The 21,020-nt window shown below is 55.9% G+C and carries 22 protein-coding genes; 16 read left to right on the forward strand and 6 right to left on the reverse strand.

Annotated features, from left to right (window positions below):
* The first annotated feature begins 143 nt into the window (after positions 1-143).
* Positions 144-623, forward strand: coding sequence for a GNAT family N-acetyltransferase (locus WA429_RS13765; RefSeq protein ID WP_287464598.1), 480 nt, complete (start codon positions 144-146; stop codon positions 621-623).
* A gap of 17 nt (positions 624-640) precedes the next feature.
* Here the strand turns inward: WA429_RS13765 and WA429_RS13770 are convergent, their stop codons facing one another.
* Both WA429_RS13770 and WA429_RS13775 read right to left on the reverse strand, forming a co-directional pair.
* Positions 641-2,050, reverse strand: a complete 1,410-nt coding sequence (locus WA429_RS13770) for an ATP-binding protein (RefSeq protein ID WP_114112151.1) — start codon at positions 2,048-2,050, stop codon at positions 641-643.
* A 249-nt stretch (positions 2,051-2,299) separates the two neighbouring features.
* Positions 2,300-2,881 (reverse strand): malonic semialdehyde reductase, encoded by a 582-nt coding sequence (locus WA429_RS13775; protein ID WP_114112152.1) that lies wholly within the window; start codon positions 2,879-2,881, stop codon positions 2,300-2,302.
* Between the two features lie 240 nt (positions 2,882-3,121).
* Here WA429_RS13775 and WA429_RS13780 point away from each other — a divergent pair, with 240 nt between their 5' ends.
* From WA429_RS13780 to WA429_RS13810, 7 genes are all read left to right on the forward strand, one after another.
* Positions 3,122-4,408, forward strand: coding sequence for a polysaccharide deacetylase family protein (locus tag WA429_RS13780; RefSeq protein WP_287464599.1), 1,287 nt, complete (start codon positions 3,122-3,124; stop codon positions 4,406-4,408).
* A 165-nt stretch (positions 4,409-4,573) separates the two neighbouring features.
* Positions 4,574-5,791 (forward strand): bifunctional phosphopantothenoylcysteine decarboxylase/phosphopantothenate--cysteine ligase CoaBC, encoded by a 1,218-nt coding sequence (gene coaBC, locus WA429_RS13785; RefSeq protein WP_287464600.1) that lies wholly within the window; start codon positions 4,574-4,576, stop codon positions 5,789-5,791.
* A gap of 69 nt (positions 5,792-5,860) precedes the next feature.
* Positions 5,861-6,325, forward strand: a complete 465-nt coding sequence (dut, locus tag WA429_RS13790; RefSeq protein ID WP_101246738.1) for a dUTP diphosphatase — start codon at positions 5,861-5,863, stop codon at positions 6,323-6,325.
* 167 nt (positions 6,326-6,492) lie between these two features.
* Positions 6,493-6,948, forward strand: a complete 456-nt coding sequence (locus tag WA429_RS13795) for an RrF2 family transcriptional regulator (RefSeq protein ID WP_008888834.1) — start codon at positions 6,493-6,495, stop codon at positions 6,946-6,948.
* 202 nt (positions 6,949-7,150) lie between these two features.
* Complete coding sequence (gene cysK / locus WA429_RS13800; protein WP_101247025.1) at positions 7,151-8,101, forward strand: cysteine synthase A; 951 nt, start codon at positions 7,151-7,153, stop codon at positions 8,099-8,101.
* 287 nt (positions 8,102-8,388) lie between these two features.
* Positions 8,389-9,192: a HesA/MoeB/ThiF family protein gene (locus WA429_RS13805; protein WP_287464601.1), complete on the forward strand. Its 804-nt coding sequence runs from the start codon at positions 8,389-8,391 to the stop codon at positions 9,190-9,192.
* The gene (locus WA429_RS13810) at positions 9,182-9,613 is read left to right on the forward strand and encodes a DsrE/DsrF/DrsH-like family protein (protein ID WP_287464602.1); all 432 of its coding nucleotides are present in this window, start codon (positions 9,182-9,184) and stop codon (positions 9,611-9,613) included. Before WA429_RS13805 ends, WA429_RS13810 begins: the two co-directional genes overlap by 11 nt.
* A gap of 47 nt (positions 9,614-9,660) precedes the next feature.
* Here the strand turns inward: WA429_RS13810 and WA429_RS13815 are convergent, their stop codons facing one another.
* On the reverse strand, positions 9,661-10,353 hold the full coding sequence (locus tag WA429_RS13815; RefSeq protein ID WP_287464603.1) for a LysE family translocator: 693 nt from the start codon (positions 10,351-10,353) through the stop codon (positions 9,661-9,663).
* A gap of 102 nt (positions 10,354-10,455) precedes the next feature.
* Between WA429_RS13815 and WA429_RS13820 the strand changes: the two genes are divergently transcribed.
* Positions 10,456-11,394, forward strand: a complete 939-nt coding sequence (locus WA429_RS13820; protein ID WP_287464604.1) for a LysR substrate-binding domain-containing protein — start codon at positions 10,456-10,458, stop codon at positions 11,392-11,394.
* A gap of 49 nt (positions 11,395-11,443) precedes the next feature.
* Positions 11,444-11,989 carry an MgtC/SapB family protein gene (locus tag WA429_RS13825; RefSeq protein ID WP_101246743.1) on the forward strand — a complete coding sequence of 182 codons (546 nt, stop codon included), beginning with the start codon at positions 11,444-11,446 and terminating at the stop codon, positions 11,987-11,989.
* Between the two features lie 56 nt (positions 11,990-12,045).
* Here the strand turns inward: WA429_RS13825 and WA429_RS13830 are convergent, their stop codons facing one another.
* Both WA429_RS13830 and WA429_RS13835 read right to left on the reverse strand, forming a co-directional pair.
* Positions 12,046-13,086: a LacI family DNA-binding transcriptional regulator gene (locus WA429_RS13830; protein WP_101246744.1), complete on the reverse strand. Its 1,041-nt coding sequence runs from the start codon at positions 13,084-13,086 to the stop codon at positions 12,046-12,048.
* A 50-nt stretch (positions 13,087-13,136) separates the two neighbouring features.
* Positions 13,137-14,468, reverse strand: coding sequence for a GH1 family beta-glucosidase (locus tag WA429_RS13835; protein ID WP_287464605.1), 1,332 nt, complete (start codon positions 14,466-14,468; stop codon positions 13,137-13,139).
* 228 nt (positions 14,469-14,696) lie between these two features.
* Between WA429_RS13835 and WA429_RS13840 the strand changes: the two genes are divergently transcribed.
* From WA429_RS13840 to WA429_RS13855, 4 genes are all read left to right on the forward strand, one after another.
* Positions 14,697-15,941: an ABC transporter substrate-binding protein gene (locus tag WA429_RS13840; protein WP_206926435.1), complete on the forward strand. Its 1,245-nt coding sequence runs from the start codon at positions 14,697-14,699 to the stop codon at positions 15,939-15,941.
* A gap of 84 nt (positions 15,942-16,025) precedes the next feature.
* Positions 16,026-16,982, forward strand: a complete 957-nt coding sequence (locus WA429_RS13845; protein WP_242512671.1) for a carbohydrate ABC transporter permease — start codon at positions 16,026-16,028, stop codon at positions 16,980-16,982.
* A gap of 2 nt (positions 16,983-16,984) precedes the next feature.
* Positions 16,985-17,839: a carbohydrate ABC transporter permease gene (locus WA429_RS13850; protein WP_101246746.1), complete on the forward strand. Its 855-nt coding sequence runs from the start codon at positions 16,985-16,987 to the stop codon at positions 17,837-17,839.
* A gap of 5 nt (positions 17,840-17,844) precedes the next feature.
* Positions 17,845-18,924, forward strand: a complete 1,080-nt coding sequence (locus tag WA429_RS13855; RefSeq protein WP_101246747.1) for an ABC transporter ATP-binding protein — start codon at positions 17,845-17,847, stop codon at positions 18,922-18,924.
* Positions 18,925-19,057: 133 nt separating this feature from the next.
* On the opposite strand, the gene ddpX is transcribed toward WA429_RS13855, so the two are convergent.
* Positions 19,058-19,618, reverse strand: a complete 561-nt coding sequence (ddpX, locus tag WA429_RS13860) for a D-alanyl-D-alanine dipeptidase (RefSeq protein ID WP_101246748.1) — start codon at positions 19,616-19,618, stop codon at positions 19,058-19,060.
* Positions 19,619-19,664: 46 nt separating this feature from the next.
* Between ddpX and tsaB the strand changes: the two genes are divergently transcribed.
* Positions 19,665-20,435, forward strand: a complete 771-nt coding sequence (gene tsaB / locus WA429_RS13865; RefSeq protein WP_287464606.1) for a tRNA (adenosine(37)-N6)-threonylcarbamoyltransferase complex dimerization subunit type 1 TsaB — start codon at positions 19,665-19,667, stop codon at positions 20,433-20,435.
* Positions 20,435-20,965 carry a ribosomal protein S18-alanine N-acetyltransferase gene (gene rimI, locus WA429_RS13870; RefSeq protein ID WP_287464607.1) on the forward strand — a complete coding sequence of 177 codons (531 nt, stop codon included), beginning with the start codon at positions 20,435-20,437 and terminating at the stop codon, positions 20,963-20,965. The genes tsaB and rimI overlap by 1 nt, the downstream gene beginning before the upstream one ends.
* Positions 20,966-21,020: the final 55 nt, after the last annotated feature.

Consider the following 21,020-nt stretch of genomic DNA (forward strand, 5'->3'; position numbering starts at 1 on the left):
GAAGCCGTGCATCAAAAAGCCAGCGGTATGATCCCGCTGGCTCCATGAAAACTGTCAACGTATTTTAGGACGGCACAAACCCTCGGCCGCCGCAATCTGGCCTATGGTCGTGCCTTGGGAATGTATCGATTTCGGGGGCGCCCATGCCTTATGACGTTGTTTATCTGGCAGACAGACCTGATTGCGTAGACGCCTGTGCAGCTTGGGCATATGGGCGTTGGGGCGTGCAAAAGCCTGACAGCAGCCTTGAAAAAGCCAGAGCGTACTTCGCTCAATGCTGTCAAAAGGATGATCTTCCCCTAACGCTTTTGGCAATCAACAAAGATACCAATTTGCCGATAGGGATGATCAGCCTTTGGCCTCGGGACGGTGAAGGATGGCCGGATAAAACCCCTTGGGTTGCTGCCGTCTATACGCTTTATCGATATCGTGGACTTGGCATTGCAAAAAAGCTTGTAGAAAGCATCCTGCAAGAAGCAAAACGTTTTGGTATCGATATTATTTACCTGCAAGCCGGAAGCGCGGCCGAGATGTATCGAAAATTCGGTTTCCGCGAAATTGATCGAAGAGACACGGATACCGCGGCAGCAGGTCATGAAATCCTGTTTTGCAAGGATATCTGACTGCTATCCAAAGCAGATCAGGCGGAATGCAGTTTCCGCACATTATCGCCGGTTTTGGCCGGCAGATAGACAGTAAAGACCGAACCGACGCCCTGTTCGCTTTCGATCTGCATGGTGCCGCGGTGGCGCTGGACAAGGTGCTTGACGATGGCAAGACCAAGACCGGTACCGCCAACTGCGCGCGATCGTGCGGTATCAACCCGATAGAACCGTTCGGTCAGACGCGGCAGATGTTCGCGCGCAATGCCGTCGGAATGATCGCGGATGGCAACAGCCATGATCCGGTCATGGCGGAACCGGGCCAGTGCGCCGGGCGGGTTTTTGACCAGGCTGATCGAGACTTCGACATCGGTATTGGCATGGCCATATTTGATGGCGTTTTCGACCAGATTGACAAAGACCTGGGTCAGTTCCTTTTCCTCGCCGACCATTTCGGTGTTGTCGAGTTCGCTGGTCACACGGATGTTCATGCCCTTTGCCTGCGCCTTCATGGTCAGACTTTCGGCAACCTTGCCGATGATCTTGCCAACGTCGCATTCTTCGGATGGCGGGGTATGTTCATTCAGTTCGATCCGCGCCAGCGACAGCAAATCTTCGATCAGATGCTGCATGCGCTGGGCCTGATCGCGCATGACCGGCAGGAACTGGTTCAGCGCATCGGGGTCATCCTTGGCCGGGCCTTCAAGCGTTTCGATAAAGCCCAGCAACACCGAAAGCGGGGTACGCAATTCATGACCGGCGTCGGTCGCGAAATCGGCACGCATCTGTTCAAGTTTGCGAAGCTCGGTCAGGTCCGAGAAGCTCAGCACAAAGTTCCGGTCCCCGGTTGCGGCGGGCAGTCGTGCGGTGAGCACGTCGTAATGACGGTGCGCGTCGCTGGCCAGAACAAATTCGGCATGCTTCATGGTTTCGCGGGCATTGGCGACGTCATCAAATGCGTCCAGAAGGATCGGGTCACGGATAAACCGTGTCAGATCGCGCCCGGTTTCAAGATTGTGAAACAGCCCCTTGGCCGCCTGGTTGAAGCCGGTCACAACCCGGTGCCGGTTGACCATCACCACCGGGTTTGGCAGGTGATCAAGGATTTCGGCATCGGTGCTGGTTTGTGCTTCAAGAAGGGCGATACGATCGCGGAAGGCCGCAGCAATCTGGGTATAAAGCGATGAAAGTTCAGCCGCAGCACCAAACGAAATATGTTGCGGCGGGGTACCCTTGAACCGGTCGCGCAAATCCGTGGCATAGCGTGCCACCCGGCGCAGATCCCCGAAATAGATGCGCAGCATTGCGGTGATGCCAAGCCAGGACAGCGTGGCAGACAGGATCGCCGTGCCCCAGCCAAGCAGCTCCATCGCCGCAAGGACGACAAAGACGATGCCCGCCGGAAAGGCGATGGCCAAAGCTGTAAGTATCAATTGGCGGAAGCCCAATTAACGCTCCTGTTTACGGGGGTTGCGGTGATCCGGTGCACGCGTTTGTAAAAGTGGACCTAAAATGGTTATGGGCCAGTAAAGATCAAATAAAAGTTTGATGACAGTTTTCAAGTTGCTCAGCCGATTGAAAAAATCCGTCGAAGCATGGCCCGGCCGTGCCTTATCAGAAAATCACAACCCTGAAATATAAAAAAGGCCCCCGACTGTCGGAGGCCTTCTGGAAGATCGAGGACGGGTTTTGCGAAATCAGATGATTTCAGCCCCCTGATCAAAGGCAAGCCGCGGGCTGCGCGGTGGCAATTTGTCGCGATCGCCATAACCGATATTGATCAGAAGGTTGGTCTTAAGCGGTGTACCGGCAAAAAATTCGCCATCCAGTCCCGCCGCATCAAATCCCGACATCGGACCGCAATCAAGCCCAAGACCACGAAGGGCAAGAATGAAATAACCGGCCTGAAGCGAACTGTTGCGAAAAGCGGTGGCTTTGATCGCGTCATCCTTGCCGGCAAACCATGACCGTGCATCGGTATGGGGAAACAGATCAGGAAGCTTTTCGTAAAATTCCATGTCCTGGGCCACGATCGCGGTCACCGGGGCGTTCATTGTCTTGTCGACATTGCCTTCGGAAAGGAACGGTTTAAGGCGCTTTTTGGCGGCATCCGATTTGACAAAGGTAATGCGCATCGGTTCGCAATTGGCGCTGGTCGGGCCCAGCACCGTCAGATCCCATGCCTGTTTGAGCAAGCCGGTATCGACATCACGGTCCTGCCAGTTATTGAAGGTGCGCGCATTGTGGAACAGAAGACCAAAAGCATCAGAATCAAGCATGGGGCCTCATCAGTTTGGGTTATACGTCTGTTTCAAAGGTAACCCTGATGAACCAATTCGCAACCATCTATATGAAATATGGAAAAACAATTGGTTCGCTGGTATTTTTGCTTTTGCAAAACGATCCCGGCAAACGGGACGCTGCACCCGGACGACGGTGAAAACAGCATGTCCGGTGCACAGGGCCGACCCCCATATGTCGCCCTGATTGGAGTGGTTGGTAGAAGACTGGAAACAATTATGAAATTCGAGACCAAAGGGCAAAGGTCATCATCGGTAACCGATCTGCTTTCCCCCGGCTCCATGCTGCGCGGTATGGTTTTCGGGATGTCGTTTGCTGTTGGGTTAACATTCGGTGTCGGTCAGGGCAGCGCCCAGTCGGTTGAAACCGAAACCACTGCACCGGCCACCATGCCGGTTGCCGAGCCGTCTGCGCAAAGCGACAGTGCGGCTGATCCCGACATGTCGGCACAATCAGCAGCACCCGGGGCACCAGCATCCGAAACAGCGGCTCCTGACGTGCCGCAACCCGAAGCACCGGCCGTTGATCCCATTGTTGCCGAAAAACCGGCAGCAGCACCGGCACCGGCGGGTGATGCCACCTCAGCGGTTGTTTTCATGTATCATCGGTTTGGCGAAGATGAATACCCGTCGACCAACATCAAGATCGACCAGTTCAAGGAACATATCGCCGAACTGACCAGCGGCGGATACACGGTTATGGGGTTGCCACAGATCGTCACGGCGATTGAAAATGGTGGCGGTTTGCCCGATCGTACCATCGGCATCACCATCGATGATGCCTATCGTTCTGTGTATGAACAGGCCTGGCCGATCTTCAAGGCCCACAATATGCCCTTTACGGTCTTTGTTTCGACCCAACAGATCGATGACGGCTTTTCCAATTACATGACCTGGGACATGGTGCGTGATCTGGTAAAGGCCGGGGTGACCATTGGGGGTCACAGCCAGCATCATTCCCACCTGCCTGATCTTGATATCGCCGCCGTCAAGGCCGAGCTGGATCATTCGGCCAAACGGTTCAAGGAAGAGCTTGGCTTTGTGCCTGATATCTTTGCCTATCCCTATGGCGAGGCAAATGCAGACGTGATCAATGCGGTCAAGGAGGCCGGATACAAGGCCGCGTTTGGTCAGCAAAGCGGTGCCATGAGCACGGAATCCGATTTCATGTATCTGCCGCGCTTTGCGCTGAACGAGCATTATGGCGCAATGGACCGCTTCAAATTGGCGGCAAATTCGTTGCCATTGCGGGTCAGCGACGTGACCCCGGGGGACTATACCCTGACGCGCAATCCGCCTGCATTCGGCTTTACCCTTAAGGAGCCGACAGCCAATATTGCCTGTTATCCGTCCGATGGTGACGCAACCATGAGCCGCCTTGGCGATGAGCGCGTTGAAATTCGCCTCGACGGGCCGGTCGCATCGGGACGCTGGCGCATCAATTGCACGGCGATGGGCCCGGATTCCCGTTGGCAATGGTTCGGGATGCTTTACACCGTCCCGTGAAACCTTTGATGCCGTTGCTTTTTGGGATTTCAAAGCACACAAAACACTACGCCGCGATCCTTTCCGGACCGCGGCGTTTGCCATTTCGGTTATGGGCGCTTGCGTCCCATAATGAGACAATGTAGGTTAACCACACTTTTAAACCGTAATTAATTGGTAATCACAGTGTCGGCAGGCAAGAATATCCTTCTGATCATCTCGGGCGGCATTGCGGCCTATAAGGTTCTTGAGGTGATCCGTCGGCTCAGAGACCGCGAAATCAATATCCGCGCAATCCTGACCAAGGGTGGCGAACAGTTCGTGACACCGTTGTCTGTGGCGGCATTGACGGAAAACAAGGTCTATCAGGATCTGTTTTCCCTGACCGACGAAGCCGAGATGGGCCATATCCGTCTGTCGCGTGAGGCCGACCTAGTTCTGGTCGCCCCGGCAAGTGCCGATATCCTTGCAAAAATGGCAACCGGACAGGCCGGTGATCTGGCGACAACCGCGCTGTTAGCGACCAACAAGCCGGTGATGATTGCGCCTGCCATGAATGTGGAAATGTGGAACCATCCGGCGACACAGGCCAATATCGCAACGCTTGAAAGCCGCGGTGTGATCCGGGTGGGGCCATCTGCCGGTGATCTTGCCTGTGGCGAAACCGGTTCGGGGCGTCTGGCCGAACCGGCCGAGATTATCGCAAGCGTGCTTGATTTCCTTGAAGGTCAGTCTGCGCCCAAGCCGCTTGCCGGCAAGAAGGCGGTCGTGACCAGCGGCCCGACCCACGAGCCGATTGATCCGGTGCGCTACATCGCCAACCGGTCATCGGGCAAACAGGGCCATGCAATTGCCCAGGCACTTGCCAATGCCGGTGCGGATGTGACGCTGGTGTCCGGTCCTGTGACCCTGCCCGATCCGGTCGGGGTGACGGTTGTACGGGTTGAAACAGCGCGCGATATGCTTGCCGCGGTTCAAAATGCCCTGCCGGCGGATATTGCGGTTTGTGCGGCTGCTGTTGCTGACTGGCGCACTGCCGATGAAGCCGGTCAGAAGCTTAAAAAGGATGGATCGGGGATTATTCCCGATCTTAAACTTGCGGAAAATCCCGACATTCTGGCAACCATCAGCCAGTCCGGGGCATCGCGCCCGGGGCTTGTGATCGGCTTTGCCGCAGAAACCGAAAAAGTCACCGAACATGCCCGTGCCAAGCGCGCGCGCAAGGGATGCGACTGGATCCTTGCCAATGATGTGGCGCCCGATACCGGGACCTTTGGCGGGGATCTGAACGAGGTCTTCCTGATTTCAGGGGATGATGCGGGCGCTGACGAACATTGGTCACGTCAAAGCAAAACCGGCATCGCCGGGGCACTTTGTGCCCGGATCATCAAACATTTTTCCTGATGTGTCGCGGACACACGGATTGCAAGAACAAACCCGGTCTGACGAGCGGGAAGAAGACAAGGATGGAATATGTCGGCTCTGAGTGTTGATTTGAAACAGCTTCCGCATGGGGCGGATTTGCCGTTGCCTGAATATGCCACCGCCCAGTCGGCGGCGGTCGATTTGCAGGCGGCAATTGACGGCAAGCTGGTTCTTGAACCTGGCAAACGTGCGCTGGTTGAAACCGGCATTGCCATTGCCCTGCCCGCCGGGTTCGAAGCCCAGGTACGCCCGCGTTCGGGGTTGGCTGCCAAGAACGGTGTCACGGTTCTGAACAGCCCGGGCACGATCGATGCCGATTATCGCGGCGAGATCAAAGTTATCCTGATCAATCACGGCGACGTGGCGTTTGAAATTGAACGCGGCATGCGCATTGCCCAGCTTGTGGTTGCGCCGGTAACCCAGGTTTCCTGGCGTGCGGTGGATGATCTGGACGAGACTGCGCGCGGTGCGGGCGGGTTCGGATCGACCGGGACAGCAAGCCCGGTCAAATAAGTTTTTGCCATCAGATCGCAACGCGATCTGATGGTCACATGACGGTTATGGCGGGTGGTTGCCGTGACGGTCATGATTTTGGTTACGAGATTTGATTGCTCTGGCGAAACCAGGTTTGCATGCCGTCTGGGGGGATGGCCGAACCAAGAGGGGAGTAAGATGAAACGATGTTAAAGCTTTCAAAAAAGATGCTGTTTGCGATCGAGGCGGTCGTCGATATTGCCTATAACGCAGCAGGCGAGCCGGTCCAAAGCCGCGATATCACCGCGCGTCAGGGAATCCCGAAACGGTACCTTGAACAAACCCTTCAGCAGTTGGTGCGTGCCGATATTCTGGTTGGTGTGCGCGGCCCGCGGGGCGGGTATCGTTTGGCGCGTGAACGCCGTCGGATCACGCTTGCCGATATTGTTTCGGTCATCCGGTCGATGGAAACATCCGATGATCCGATCGAAGATCCGGCCGGATCGCCGCTGGGCAAGGAAGTCGTGCGTCCCCTTTGGCGGGAATTGCAGGATGAAATGATGAAACAGCTTGAAAAGATCACGGTCGAAGACCTGTGCAACCGGGCACGCGATGCGGGCCTGCGCAGTGGTATCGAAGAGTCCCCGGATTTCATTATTTAGTCTTCTGGGCTGGTGGCGGAGTGATGTATCCTTATTCAACATGATTCCGCTGCAATTTGAATTAAACTACAGGCATCACGAATGCCGCAGGCACCATTGCTTGTAAAAATTTGCGCTATCCATTTGATCTTGTGGGATCGCAGGATAAATACAGGTAGATCATGTGCTTGATGGCAAAAATACAGAAACGTGCGAGGAAAACATGACTGAGTTTCGCGGCAAGATTTACGACAGCATCATCGACACCATTGGCGCAACGCCGCTGGTGCGCCTTTCGCGTCTGGCCGAAGCCGAAGGTGTCAAAGCCGACCTGATCGGCAAGCTTGAATTCTTCAACCCGCTGGCCTCGGTCAAGGACCGTATTGGTCTGGCGATGATTGAAACCGCCGAAAAAGCCGGCAAGATCAAGCCGGGCGCAACCCTGGTCGAGCCGACATCGGGCAATACCGGCATTGCGCTGGCCTTTGTTGCTGCTGCCAAAGGCTACAAGCTGATTTTGACCATGCCTGAAAGCATGTCGCTTGAACGTCGCAAGATGCTGATGCTTCTGGGCGCACAGATCGACCTGACCCCCGCCGCCAAGGGCATGAAGGGCGCGGTTGCCCGCGCAGAGGAGCTGGTTGCCGAAATCGACGGTGCAATCATGCTTCAGCAGTTTGACAACCCGGCCAACCCGGAAGTTCATCGCAACACCACGGCTGAGGAAATCCTCAAGGATACCGCTGGTCAGGTTGATATCTTTGTTGCCGGTGTCGGTACGGGCGGGACGCTGACCGGTGTGGGTGAAGTGCTTAAAAAGCATAACCCGAACATCCAGATCGTTGCCGTTGAACCCGAAGACAGCCCGGTTATTTCCGGCGGCGCGCCGGGTCCGCACAAAATCCAGGGCATTGGTGCCGGTTTCATTCCGGGCAACCTTAATACCGATGTCATCGACACCGTCATGACCATCGGCAACGAGACGGCCTTTGCCACCGCGCGCAAACTGGCAAGCATCGAAGGTCTTCCGACCGGCATTTCGTCGGGTGCTGCGGTTGCCGCCGGTATCGAACTTGGCCAGAAACCGGAAAATGCCGGCAAACGCATCGTTGTCATCGTCCCGAGCTTTGCCGAACGTTATCTGTCGACCGCGCTGTTCGAAGGCCTGCAATAAGCCTTGGTCAGCAGTCCGGATATCCAGACGATCCGTGCAAAAGGTCCGGTGCATTGCGCCGGGCCTTTTTATGTGCGCTGATTTCATTGCGATATCGAAATTTATAAGGCATGCGGCGGGAAAGATCAGCATTCCGATCGCACTTCGGTCCGGATTGATTTTTGTTCGGACGGTGCATCACCCGGACAATTCGGTGGAAAATCAAATCTTTTCCTTGAGAGATCAGACCCGCAAGCTATATCCAGAAGCCAGCACCCTTGTTCCGTTCTGACAGGAAACCCGCCCGCGTGAGTGATTTCGATTTCAGCGAAAATGAAGTACAGCGCTATGTCCGCCATATCGTCCTTAAGGATGTTGGCGGTACCGGCCAGATGAAGCTTAAGCGCGGGCGTGTCTTGATTGTCGGTGCCGGCGGGCTTGGCTCGCCGCTTGCGATGTATCTGGCCGCCGCCGGGGTTGGCACCATCGGGATTGTTGATGCCGATACGGTGGAATTGTCCAATCTTCAGCGCCAGATCGCGCATGGTATGAAGGATCTTGGAACCGCCAAGGTCGATAGTGCAAAATCGACCATGCTTGATATGAACCCGGAAATTACGGTGCACGCCCACAATGACCGCCTTGATGCATCCAATGTGATGGATCTGATTGCCGGGTATGACGTGATTGCCGACGGTTCGGACAATTTCGAGACGCGCTTTTTGCTTAACGATGCCTGCTATCTTGCGGGCAAGACGTTGGTATCGGGGGCTGCACTGCGTTTTGATGGTCAGGTATCGACTTTCAAGGCCCATCTGGGGGCGCCCAATCCGTGCTATCGCTGTATTTATCATGCCCCGCCGCCCGAAGATGCCATCCCGTCCTGTGCACAGGGGGGGGTTCTGGGATCGGTTGTTGGCATGATTGGTGGCATCCAGGCGACCGAGGTGCTCAAGGAATTGATGGGCATTGGTGACGGTCTTTCCGGGCAACTTTTAATCATCGATGCCCTGTCGGCATCGTTCCGCAAAATCCGGGTGCCGCGCGACCCCGGCTGCCCGACCTGTTCCGAAAATGCGACCATAAAGGATCTTTCAATCCATGAGCACTGAGACGGAAAGCCCGAAAAAACTGTCGCTGGTGATCTTTTCCGGCAGCTTTGAAAAGGTTCATTACGCACTCGTAATGGCATCGGCGGCTTTGGCGACCGGGCGCGAAGTCACCCTGTTTTTTACCATGGATGCCAGTCGGGCGCTTTTGGCGCCATCGGGCTGGAGGCATTTGCGCACCGAGGCCGAGGGGGCAACGGCAACGTCAATCGATCTGAGCTTTTCCACCCGCGGTATTGGCAGCTTTGAAGAACTTCTGTCGGCCTGTGCGTCGCTTGGCGCGAAATTCATGGTCTGCGAAATGGGCCTGCGCGCACTTGGTTTGGAAAACGAAGCCACCCGGGATGAACTTTCCATCGAAACCGGCGGCGTTGTGACGTTCCTGAACGATGCCAGACAGAATGGCGAGATGCTGTTTATCTGATCTGCTATCCCGGTTGCCTGTTCGTTCCATTGCCGGGCCATGCAGCCTTAACTTGCCAGAAGTTTGATGCCAAGACCGGCAAGGCACAGCCCGACAGCCCGTTCGATCCAGACCTTGATCGCGGCAATCCGGGCCTGCACGGCCGGAAGCGTAAGTGCAACCGCAACCAGCCCAAACCAGCCCATGTGGCAGGCCGCAATATAGATGCCGTATCCGATTTCCTGAAGGATCGGGGTGCCAGGTGAAATCACCTGACTGAACAGCGATACGATAAACAGCATTGTTTTCGGGTTAAGCGCATTGCAGGCAAAGCCGATCCAGAATGCATTGCGATCAGGGGCGTTCCTGTTTTGATCCGCGCCCGAAGCGGTGCTGACCATGTTAGCGCTAACACCCATTTCTTTCAGAAGTTTACGCCGCGTCATCATGGTACGGATATCCGGCCACAGGGCCGAGATGCCAAGCCAGATAAGATAAGCCGCCCCAAGATAACGCAACGCCGTCAGCACCCAGACATTGCTGGCAAACACCACGCCCAGACCGATCAGGGTATAGGTCAGATGGACGGAAACCCCGCTTCCGATACCGATTGCACATAAAATGCCGGCCCGTCTGCCCCGTGACAGGGCGATGCGCGTGACCATGGCAAAGTCCGGCCCCGGGCTGATAACTGCCAGAATGGTGATAATGGCAACGGCAATGATTTCCATTGATGGCAGATGGGGGGATATTTCCGGCATGGTCTGTGATCCTGAAAGCTGAAAAAAACCGATTGATCTGTGAGCTGATTGAGTATCAAACTGGATCCGTTGCCAGAAAATCGAAAAATTCCGGGAAATATTGTGAGTAATATTCACAAAAAACGCAGCCTGCCCCCATTGGCAGCCCTTCCGGCCTTTGAAGCCGCTGCCCGCCATCAAAGTTTTTCACGCGCGGCCGAGGAATTGCACCTGACCCACGGGGCCATCAGCCGGGCGGTGGCCCAGATCGAAGACCGCCTGGGCGTTGATCTGTTTGTGCGGCGTAACCGCCGGGTCTGGCTGACATCGGCGGGCGAACGGTTGCTTAAGGCAACGACCGGGGCGCTGGACGGTCTTGATCAGGCGATCGAGGATATTCACCGTCACGCCGGAACGTCGCCGATCCTGACGGTGTCGTGCGAGCCAAGTCTTGCCATGCGCTGGCTGATGCCGCGTCTTGGTGATTTCCGGCAAGCCAATCCTGATTTGAATATTGACATGCGCCTTGCCGGCGGGCCGGTTGATTTGCTTTCGGATGGCTGTGATGTGGCCATTCGCCGGGCCGATTACGGCATTTCCGAAGATTACGTTACCACCCGTCTTTGGGCCGAACTTGCGGGACCGGTATGTGATCCGGATTGCTGGGAAAATATCCTTGATCGCGATTTGTCAAAGGCACGCTGGCTGCATAGTCGCACCCGACCTGACGCGTGGGATGACTGGAAACGGGCCAGCGGGCTGGATGTGAGCCCGGCAAGCGAACAATATTTCGACCATTTCTTTTTCGCCCTTCAGGCAGCCGTCAACCGGCTGGGCACAGCGATTGGTCCGTTGCCGCTGGTTTGTGATGATCTGGCCGCCGGGCGGCTGATCGCCCCGCACGGGATGGCGCCGACCGGATGCGATTATGTCCTGATCACGCTTGATCGGCCGGATCGTGATCCGCGCATTGCCCTGTTTTTTGACTGGCTGATGATGATGGCACAGGGGATGGAAAGCCATCTTGGTTCCGGGTCTGTGGTGCGAGAACCGGAACATTGATCGAATGTCGGGCGTTCTGGGAGTCCCTGAAACCTTAAAGGCACCCAGCATGCTGACCGATCTGCCCTATTTCGCGACGGCCGAAAAATATTTCGATATCGGAATTATCGATATGGTGGCGCGTCTGTGTGCAGCCACGGTCATTGGCATGATGATCGGGCTTAACCGGGATGTGAATGGTAAGCCGACGGGGATGCGGACCCTGGCCCTTGTCGCATTGGGGGCGGCCGTCGTTTCAGTGGTGGCGGTTCATTTTCAGGACATGATTGATCATCCCGATGCCCTGTCACGTGTGGTTCAGGGCATTTTGCAGGGCGTTTTGACCGGGATCGGCTTTATCGGTGCCGGGGTGATCTTGCGTCAGCCCAAAAGCATGTCGGTTTCGGGCCTGACAACGGCGGCGACGGTCTGGATAACAGCCGCACTTGGTATTGCCTGCGCACTTGCGGCCTGGCATATCGTGGTGATTGCCACGGTGCTGACCTTTATCGTTTTGATCGTGCTTAAGCCGATCGAGGTGCTTCTGGTCCGGTTGATCGGGGCCGGGGATGCCGAAAACGGTGACAATCCCGAACATCGCAAGGCGCAGGGTTAAGGATCGGTGCCGCGCGTGATCGATCCCGGATTTGTATTGCCGGGGTTTTGGGTGGGCTAAAAGTCCTCCCCCTCGCGGAAGGCAGCCAAATCATCAATCCGCCGATAGGGCAGCAAGGTTTGCAGCTGTTCGACGTCTGATCCGTTCATCAGATCGTGCAGATGGCGGGCAAGGACTTCGCCGACGTGACGCTGGGGCTGATAATAATAGGCCAGCTTCTGTTTGGACAGCATGCGAAACGGCATCCCGCCAAATCCGACAACCCCGATGCCATCGCGGATGGTATCCATACCAAGTTCCATCAAGGCTTCGAGTGCGCCGATCATGGTCATCTGACTGGCGCACACAATGGCGGTCGCATCATGCTGATCGCCAAAAAGCCGGTTGGTTGCGTCACGCGCAGCCCGCACCGAAACGTCCGAGGGCATCAGAACAAGGCTGTCGGGATCAAGCCCGGCATCGACCATGGCGCGGCGCGCCCCGCGTTTGCGATAGCCAAAAAAGGTCAGGTTTTCGGGCGGATCGATCATGGCGATCTTGCGATGGCCGTCTTCGATCAGGCGCGTAATCGCATCATAGGCGGCCTGTTCATCATCGTGATCGACAAAGGCATGTGGCGTCAAAAGTTCTGTCCGGCCAAAACTGACGAACGGAAAATCGTGCTGAAGGCAGTATTTGGCGCGCTTGTCCTGAAGCGTGGTGCGTGAAAACACCACCGCATCGGCCATGCGCTGGGTATGGACCTTGCGCACCGGTTCAAGCGGATCTTCGGCACTGGTCTGGGCCAGCACCACTAGCGAATAATGATCGGCTTCAAGCCCCTGTGCCAGGCTTTCGACCTGGGCAAGGAAGCCCGGATCACCGTAATCGCCGACTTCGGGGGAATACAGGATCGAACAGACCTGCATGGTTTTGCCGGTGCGCAGCATGACGCCCCGTGCATCCGGGCGATAGCCGATTTCCGCTGCTGCTGCCTTGACCTTGGCGACCGTGTCGGGTTTGACCTCGGGTCCGTCTTTAAGGGCGCGCGACACAGTTGTAACCGACAGGCCAAGCCGGTCGGCAATCGTGCGCAAGTTGGGGCGAGAAGCAGGCATGTCAGGTCCGTTCTTATGTTCTTTCGGACAATGTAAGCGTCCGCAGCGTCCTATGGCAATGCGTTCTGTGCAATCACCTTGCGCATGAATTCATAGGATGCCTTCGGGGTGCGTTTTTGGGTGGTGTAATCGACATGGACAAGCCCGAACCGCTTTTCATAGCCATAAGCCCATTCGAAATTGTCCAGAAGCGACCAGGGCATGTATCCCTGCACATTGGCACCTTCGGAAACGGCACGCAAAAGCGCACCAAGATATTCGCGGTAATAGGAAATGCGATCCTGATCATCAATATAGCCGTTATGGCCCGGAATATCGGTAAAGGCACCCCCGTTTTCAGTGACGAAAACCGGCGGATTGCCGTAATTGTCCTGAAGGATTTTCATGGTGCGATAGAAGCAATCCCCGTCAATGGCCCAACCCATTTCCGTCCTGCGGAAATATTTTGGCGGTTCGGCATGCTGGAACGGCCATGCCTTGCCTTCGGCGGCCTGGATATAGCTTGGGAAATACTGGTTCAGCCCCTGAAAATCGACATCGGTTCGGATTGCTTCAAGGTCGCCTGCCCGGATATGGGGTTCCATCCGGTCCATGATCAGTTCCGGATAGTGCCCGTAATAAACCGGATCGAGAAACGCGCCATTCCACTTGGCTTCGAAAAGATCGATCAGATGGGCGTCCTGTTCGCGGCGATGGGGCAATGTGTATCCCTTGTGCATCGGCAAAACGAATCCGACCGGGGCCTTTGGATGGTGCTGTTTGATGATGCGGGTGGCGCGCGCATGACAAAGATTAAGATGATGGGTCACCCGCATGGCGGCACGCGGGTCGGTAATGCCCGGCGCATGGCGGCCTTCTTCGTGGCCGACCCAGGCCACCACATTGGGTTCATTGAATGTGACCCAGGCCTTGACCCGGTCGCCCAGACGGCTGACCAGAAGGTCGGTATAGTCGCCAAACCAGTCGACAATATCGCGATTGGTCCAGCCGCCGCGATCCTGAAGCGCCTGCGGAAGGTCCCAGTGATACAGGCACAGCCACGGATCAATTCCACGTTCAAGCATGCCATCAACCAGGCGGCTATAAAAATCAATGCCGGCCTCGTTAACCCGACCGGTGCCGTCGGGCAAAACCCGCGGCCACATGACAGAAAAGCGGTAATGTTGCGCGCCCAGCCCCTTGATCAGGTCAAGGTCTTCGGCCCAGCGATGATAATGGTCACAGGCAACACGACCATTGTCGCCATTGGCGACACGCCCCGGTGTGGCACAATAGGTGTCCCAGATGCTGTCGCCGCGTCCGTCATCATCTGCGCCGCCTTCGATCTGATAGCTTGAGGTGGAGACACCCCATCGAAACCCGTCGGGGAATGATTTCGTCATGTTTGCTTCCTTACCCTGATCGGATGTTCTTGTTGAATGCATCCAAAATCGTAACGTTTCGAAAATTTTGGCAAAAAAATATATTCGCCACCTGTTTCCCCTATTATCATTGGGTTTTGTTGATTGACAAGGGTGAATAAAGCGCTTATCAAAAAAATCGTAACGTTACAATTTTCCATTCAAGAAGAAGTCGGGCGTGAAGGTATCCATTAGGGAGGAACATCGGTTATGACGAAATTATCCAAAGTCGCAGCCCTTGCGGCGTTTCTGAGCGCAGGTGTCTCTGCCGGTGCGCTTCATGCCCAGACCGCAGAGGTTCTGCATTGGTGGACATCGGGCAGCGAACAGGCCGCCCTTGCCGAGGTTCGCAAGGTGTTCGAGGCAAGCGGTGGCGAATGGGTTGATACCCCGATTGCCGGGGGTGGCAATGCCCGTGCTGCGGCAGTCAACCGGATGCTTGGTGGTGATCCGGCGGCTGTTTTCCAGTTCTCGATCGGTCAGCAATTGCGTGAATTGGCAGATCAGGGACTGCTTGCCAATGTCGATAAGGTCGCAAGCGAAGAAAACTGGGACCAAAAGCTGCCGCCGCTGATCGTCAAGGCAGCGAAATATGATGGTGACTACATCGCCGCCCCGATCAACATCCATGGCGAAAACTGGATGTTCTATAACAAGGCAGCCCTTGAAAAGGCCGGTGTGGACGTGCCTAAAAGCTGGGATGACTTTGTGGTCGCAGCCCAGAAGCTTAAAGATGCCGGTATTATTCCGATCGGTCTGGGCGGGCAGCCCTGGCAGGAACGCATCATGTTCAACAGTGTGCTTCTGGGCGTTGCCGGTCGCGAGTTTTATGCCAAGCTTTACAGCACGCTTGATGATGATCTGCTGGATTCCGATACCATGCGCAAAGTGTTCGAAACCTTTGCCGCGCTTAAGCCCTTTGTTGATGAAGGAAGCCCGGGCCGCAACTGGAACGAGGCCACCAGCATGGTGATCAAGGGCGATGCTGCGTTCCAGTTCATGGGTGACTGGGCCAAGGGTGAAATCATTGCCGCCGGGATCGAGCCGGGAACCACGGTTGGATGCGCCTTCGCCCCGGCGATCGATACCGCCTATATCATGACTGTTGATGCCTTTGCCTTTTCGGCGATGGATGGCGAGGAAGCCACCCCAGCACAGGCCAAAATGGCGCATGTGATGCTTGAACCTGATGTGCAGATTGCCTTTAACAAGAAAAAGGGATCCATCCCGGCCCGTCTGGACGTGCCTGCTGACAGTTTTGACAGCTGTGCACAGACTGCGATCAGGACCCTTCAGGACGAAAAGACCCACCTTGTCAGCACCGGACTTTTCGGTGTGCCAAGTGCGGTTTCGGGGGCAATTGATGACAGCATCTCGAATTTCTGGAACAGTACGGATATGAGCCCGGCAGAGGGCCAGGCGCAGTTCCATCAAGCGATCTCCAACGCCAAATAAGGCGAAATTCCAGAGACTTTGCAGGGATGCGCCGCTGCGGGCCGCTTTGTGCGGTGGCAGCGGCGCCTTTACAAAGAAGCGAGTATGTTCATGCCCGATCCGGCACAAGACGTGTTGCATTATTCCGCGACACCGCAAGATGCGCGTCAAAAAGGCAGGCGGCGCTGGCGTCCGCAATGGACCGCCAGAATGGCGCTGATCCCTGCCATGGCGATCACGATTTTCTGTTTTTATGGCTTTATCATCTGGACCTTTGTGATTTCGCTGACCCGGTCGCGATTGTTGCCGGTCTATAAATTCACCGGGTTTGATCAATATGGCCGGCTGTTTGCCAATGAACGCTGGTGGACAGCGATGCAGAATCTGGCAATTCACGGATTTCTGTTTATCGGCGGCTGTATCGTTTTGGGCTATTTGCTGGCGATTTTGATTGATCGCGGTGTGAAGGCAGAAGGCCTGTTTCGTACTGTTTTCATGCTGCCGCTTTCGATGTCATTCATTGTGACAGGTGTCATCTGGCAATGGGTGATGAATCCGGGGCTCGGTCTTCAGGAAGCGGTGCGTGCGCTGGGATGGGCCGGGTTTGAATTTAACTGGATCGTGCGCCCCGACCGGTCGATTTACACGCTTGCCATTGCCGGGATCTGGCAGCAGGTCGGGTTGTGCATGGCGCTGTTTCTGGCCGGTCTGCGCAATATTGATCCCAATATCTGGAAGGCCGCGCGTGTCGACGGCATTCCGGTCTGGCGGGTCTATTTGCACATCATCACCCCGATGATGCGCACCGTGTTCTTCACTGTTTTCATCCTGATGAGTGCGATTGTCATGAAGGCCTTTGACCTTGTGGTCGCCCTGACCGGCGGTGGGCCGGGCTTTTCATCGGATCTTCCGGCCCGTTTCGTTGTCGACCATATTCTGAACCGGCAGGAATTGGGGCTGGGGGCGGCGGGCGCATTTGTCCTGCTTTGCACGGTGATCGCCGTGATCGCGCCCTATATCTATTTCGAGCTGCAAAAAGAACGCAGCGGTCGGGGGCATTGAGGATGCGCTATAATCGTCTTGCCCTTTACGGATTGCTTGGCATCGCCGCAATCATGATCCTGTCGCCGGTTTTCATCATGATTTCGACATCGCTGAAATCGATGGATGAAATCCGCAATGGCAGCATCTTTACCCTGCCCGCCGATCCCGGTTTTGCCGCATGGGGAAAGGCATGGTTTGGCGATTGTGCCAAGACGCTGGGGGACACTTGCGGTGGTCTGTCATCGTCATTCATGACGTCGGTCAAAATCGTTATTCCCGCGCTGTTTTTGTCAGTCGGGCTTGGGGCGATTACCGGTTATGCCCTGGCGGCCTGGAAGATGAAGGGCGCCAATGTGATGTTTGCGGCCCTTCTGGTCGGCATGTTCATTCCGCCACAGGTGACACTTTATCCCCTGATCATCATGATCCGGGAATTGGGGATATTTGGCACCATCCCGGGATTGATCCTTGTGCATGTGATCTGGGGTGTTGCCTTTACCACCATGATGTTTCGCAACTTTTTCAAAACCGTTCCCGAGGATTTGTTAAAGGCAGCCCGGATCGACGGGGCGGGATTCTGGCCGCTGTTCTGGCACGTGATGTTGCCCTTGTCGCTGCCGATCCTTGGTGTCGCGATGATTTTGCAATTTACCTATATCTGGAACGATTTCCTGCTGGGCCTGACATTTGGCGGGCGTGCGGGGCAGCCGATGACGGTTGCGCTTAACAACCTTGTCGGATCGCAATTCGGCGAGAAGGAATACAATGTTGATATGGCTGCAACCATGCTGACGGCTTTGCCGACGCTTGCGGTTTATCTGCTTTCGGGGCGGATGTTTGTGCGCGGGATTGCTGCTGGTGCGGTGAAAGGGTGACGGGAATGAACGGCGTTGAACTTCGTAATGTAACCAAGGCCTATGCCGGTTTGACGGTGATGGAGAATATCAATCTTCAGATCGCTGACGGTGATTTCCTTGTTCTTCTGGGGCCATCGGGATGTGGCAAATCGACCTTGCTGAACATGATTGCCGGGCTGGAGCCGACCACAGGTGGCAGCATTCATATCAATGGTCGGGATGTCACCGGGCTGGAACCTGATGAACGCGATATCGCGATGGTGTTTCAGTCCTATGCCCTGTATCCGACCATGTCGGTGCGCCGTAATATCGGCTTTGGATTGAAAATGCGGGGCATGGCCAAGGGCGAGATCGAAAAGCGGGTTGCCGAGGTTGGCGAGCTGTTGCAGATCACCCCGCTTCTGGATCGCAAGCCATCGCAGCTTTCCGGCGGGCAGCAACAGCGTGTGGCGATTGGCCGTGCGCTGGTGCGTGAGCCCTCTGTCTTCCTGTTTGATGAGCCGCTTTCAAACCTTGATGCCAAATTGCGTGCTGATATGCGGATTGAACTCAAACGTCTGCATGAACGGCTGGGCCGCACGATTGTTTATGTCACCCATGACCAGATCGAAGCCATGACACTGGCGACCAAGGTCGTGGTGCTTGATAAGGGCAGCATCCAGCAGGTTGATACCCCGGAAAACGTGTATCGGCGTCCGGCAAACCGCTTTGTCGCAAGTTTTGTCGGCGCGCCGACGATGAATTTCATCGATGGCAAGCTGACGCACGATGGCGATGATATCGTCTTTGACAGCGGTTCGGGGTGCCTGCCGCTGATCAATGTTCCGGCCGAAATTCGTGATCTGATCGGGCGCCCGATGACCCTGGGCGCGCGTCCGGAACATATGGTGTTTGATGATGCGGGTATTTCATCGCGCGTGCTTTTGGCCGAACCGACCGGGCCGGATCAATATGTCCGTCTTGCGGTTGCCGGTTCGGAACTGACAGCCCGCAGCGGGCCGGAACAGATTTTCAAATCGGGAAGCGATGCCAGAATTCTGGTCGACGGGGCACGCATGACCCTGTTTGACCCGCAAAGCGGTCAGGCGCTTCTTGGGTCCTGACCGGGCCCGATGGGGCGGGGTTTTCCCGGAAATGCCACAGATCCCTGGGCTGTTTCACGATTGCATCACGTGATGACAGCTTGCAGCGGCGGGGCAGAAATGCTCCGCCGTTTTGCATTTCCGGTTTTAGTGATCAGCGGCGCATCATTGGCTGTGCCAGTGCGCTATCGGAAAATAGCGGGTATTTGCGCGCTGCATCGGGCAGCTGATAATGCCACCATTCATGATCGTAATATTCAAACCCGGCACTGACCATGATGCCCAGCAGCAGCAAACGGTTGGCTTCGGCTTGTTTGGAGATCAGCTCCGAGCCGTGATAGGAGCGGCTATGCATTTCGTCAAACCCTGCCCCCATATCCAGTTCCTTGCCGTTTTGATCAATCAGGGTTAGATCAATGGCCACACCACGACCATGTGGCGATCCGAAATCCGGATTGGCGACGAAATCGGGGTTGGGCGAATGGTTCCAAAGCGCGCGTTGGGCTTCCTGGGGCCGGAATGCATCAAGAATGCGCAGCTTTACCCCCTGACGTTTTGCCATGGCAGCGGCTTTTTTCAGGCAGGCGGCCGCATCCGCGTGAAGATAGCAGGCAGGTCGTGTATAGATTGGTGCCCCGGTGATATTCCGATCCGTGGCATAGACGATATCAATTTCGACATCATATTCTTGTGGCGTAATTTCGACCAGCGCCATCGCCGGAGGCTCCCTGTTCTTGTCGTTCACCGATTACATAAAGAAGATGCTGACTGGACAGTTGCGATCATCAGATAGCGCAGAAAATGACGCATCGCAAACTTCCTCGCCAGATGCAGAAAAGTCCGGACCGACGATTCTGGCCATTGATACGGCCTCGACATCGCTTTCGACCGCGGTTCTGATCAATGGTGTGGTCAAGGGCGAGCTTTATGAAGATATGGAACGCGGTCAGGCCGAACATCTGATCGGATTCATTGGTGAAACCCTTGATAAGGCCGGTGTTACCTTTGACGATATTGATGGCATTGCGGTCACGGTCGGACCGGGCGCCTTTACCGGCATGCGGATCGGTCTTTCAACAGCACGTGCCCTTGGTCTGGCGCGCAAGATCCCGGTTGTTGGTGTCAGTTCGCTTGAAGCCGTGGCCTATGGCGTGTCCGAACGCGATCAGCAGGGGCGCAACATTCTGGTCGCCCTTGATAGCAAACGAAACGAGATTTTTGCCCAGGCGTTTGATGGCAAGAAACGTCCATTGAGTTCACCGGAATGTGTCGCACCGCGCCAGGCGCTTATGATGGCGCCCCCGGGTGATACGCTTCTTGCCGGGGATGCGACCCCGCGTCTTCTGACGGCTGCGGCCCATGCGCCCGATGCCTTTTATGACTGTACAGCGCCCGGTTTACCGCGCGCAGGCAATGTCGCCAGAATTGCTGCCGAACGGTGGGAACGCGGTGAAAATCTGGCGCCGGTTCCGGTGTATCTGCGTGCGCCTGATGCGCGCCGCATCGAAGATCAGGGGCCGCGTAAACAATAATGACCCGGCAATCGTCCCAAATCCCGGCAACGCAAATTGAACTGGTCGCGCTGACGGCGGCCTTTGCGCCGGTTGCGGCAGCCCTGCATGCCGAAGGGTTCGAGGATTGCTGGGATGCCGATTCCATTATCCGGTTGCTTGATGTGCCCGGTGCCTTTGGCATTTTGGCCTATGCCCCCGGGGATGAAGCGGAAAACCGCGATGATGTGCCGCTGGGGTTTGTTCTGATCCAGTCAGTGCTTGATGAGGCCGAGATCAACACCATTGTTGTTGCCAAACAGGCCCGTAAATGCGGTGTCGCCCGTAAATTGCTGGCAGCGGTCTGCGACCGGTTGCGTGAAAACGGCATCGGGCGGCTGCTGCTTGAGGTCGCCGAAGACAATGCCCCGGCCATTGCCCTTTATCAGCAAACCGGATTTGCCGAGATCGGCCGTCGCAAGAATTACTATCGCCGCAAATCGGGGCGGACATGTGATGCGCTGGTGATGGAACGCAGTCTTGGATATTGCGCGCTGGGCTGGGGCGAATAGACAAAATTGTTTTGGACGGCAAATCTATTTTGCCGTCATGCAGTTACGCAAGTTG

It is taken from the genome of Thalassospira sp. CH_XMU1420-2 (assembly GCF_037029325.1).
In the GTDB taxonomy this organism is placed as follows: domain Bacteria; phylum Pseudomonadota; class Alphaproteobacteria; order Rhodospirillales; family Thalassospiraceae; genus Thalassospira; species Thalassospira povalilytica.

Excerpts from the sequence above, each read along its gene's own strand:
- WA429_RS13765 (WP_287464598.1), top strand. The coding sequence starts at position 144 with ATGCCTTATGACGTTGTTTATCTGGCAGACAGACCTGATTGCGTAGAC.
- WA429_RS13775 (WP_114112152.1), bottom strand. The coding sequence starts at position 2,881 with ATGCTTGATTCTGATGCTTTTGGTCTTCTGTTCCACAATGCGCGCACC.
- WA429_RS13780 (WP_287464599.1), top strand. The coding sequence starts at position 3,122 with ATGAAATTCGAGACCAAAGGGCAAAGGTCATCATCGGTAACCGATCTG.
- dut (WP_101246738.1), top strand. The coding sequence starts at position 5,861 with ATGTCGGCTCTGAGTGTTGATTTGAAACAGCTTCCGCATGGGGCGGAT.
- WA429_RS13795 (WP_008888834.1), top strand. The coding sequence starts at position 6,493 with ATGTTAAAGCTTTCAAAAAAGATGCTGTTTGCGATCGAGGCGGTCGTC.
- cysK (WP_101247025.1), top strand. The coding sequence starts at position 7,151 with ATGACTGAGTTTCGCGGCAAGATTTACGACAGCATCATCGACACCATT.
- WA429_RS13810 (WP_287464602.1), top strand. The coding sequence starts at position 9,182 with ATGAGCACTGAGACGGAAAGCCCGAAAAAACTGTCGCTGGTGATCTTT.
- WA429_RS13815 (WP_287464603.1), bottom strand. The coding sequence starts at position 10,353 with ATGCCGGAAATATCCCCCCATCTGCCATCAATGGAAATCATTGCCGTT.
- WA429_RS13825 (WP_101246743.1), top strand. The coding sequence starts at position 11,444 with ATGCTGACCGATCTGCCCTATTTCGCGACGGCCGAAAAATATTTCGAT.
- WA429_RS13830 (WP_101246744.1), bottom strand. The coding sequence starts at position 13,086 with ATGCCTGCTTCTCGCCCCAACTTGCGCACGATTGCCGACCGGCTTGGC.
- WA429_RS13835 (WP_287464605.1), bottom strand. The coding sequence starts at position 14,468 with ATGACGAAATCATTCCCCGACGGGTTTCGATGGGGTGTCTCCACCTCA.
- WA429_RS13840 (WP_206926435.1), top strand. The coding sequence starts at position 14,697 with ATGACGAAATTATCCAAAGTCGCAGCCCTTGCGGCGTTTCTGAGCGCA.
- WA429_RS13845 (WP_242512671.1), top strand. The coding sequence starts at position 16,026 with ATGTTCATGCCCGATCCGGCACAAGACGTGTTGCATTATTCCGCGACA.
- WA429_RS13850 (WP_101246746.1), top strand. The coding sequence starts at position 16,985 with ATGCGCTATAATCGTCTTGCCCTTTACGGATTGCTTGGCATCGCCGCA.
- WA429_RS13855 (WP_101246747.1), top strand. The coding sequence starts at position 17,845 with ATGAACGGCGTTGAACTTCGTAATGTAACCAAGGCCTATGCCGGTTTG.
- ddpX (WP_101246748.1), bottom strand. The coding sequence starts at position 19,618 with ATGGCGCTGGTCGAAATTACGCCACAAGAATATGATGTCGAAATTGAT.
- tsaB (WP_287464606.1), top strand. The coding sequence starts at position 19,665 with ATGCTGACTGGACAGTTGCGATCATCAGATAGCGCAGAAAATGACGCA.
- rimI (WP_287464607.1), top strand. The coding sequence starts at position 20,435 with ATGACCCGGCAATCGTCCCAAATCCCGGCAACGCAAATTGAACTGGTC.